Below are 476 nucleotides of genomic sequence, written 5' to 3'. Positions count from 1 at the left end.
GACGGCGCCTCCAACGGCCTGACCGCCCCCAACGGCCCCTCACAACAACGCGTCATCACCCACGCCCTCGACAACGCCGGACTCGGCCCCCTCGACGTCGACGCCGTCGAAGCCCACGGCACCGGCACCACCCTCGGCGACCCCATCGAAGCCCAAGCCCTCCTGGCCACCTACGGACAAGGCCGCCCCACCGACCAGCCCCTATGGCTCGGCTCCCTCAAATCCAACATCGGCCACGCACAAGCCGCCGCCGGCGTCGCCGGCATCATCAAAACCGTCCAAGCCATCCGCAACAAACACCTCCCCCAAACCCTCCACATCGACCAGCCCACCCCCCACGTCGACTGGACCACCGGCACCATCCAACTCCTCACCGAACCACGCCCCTGGCCCGAAACCGGCCACCCCCGCCGCGCCGCCGTCTCCGCCTTCGGCGTCAGCGGCACCAACGCCCACGTCATCCTCGAACAAGCACC

The 476-nt window shown here is 69.5% G+C and carries 1 protein-coding gene; it reads left to right on the top strand.

What is annotated here, in order from left to right; translation table 11 throughout:
- A partial coding sequence (locus HCK04_RS40555) for a polyketide synthase (protein ID WP_142652799.1) occupies positions 1-476 on the top strand: 476 nt, incomplete at both ends.

The sequence above is a fragment of the Microbispora sp. CL1-1 genome (assembly GCF_012034195.1).
GTDB lineage: Bacteria > Actinomycetota > Actinomycetes > Streptosporangiales > Streptosporangiaceae > Microbispora.
This window is presented reverse-complemented; position numbering and strand designations above follow the sequence as displayed.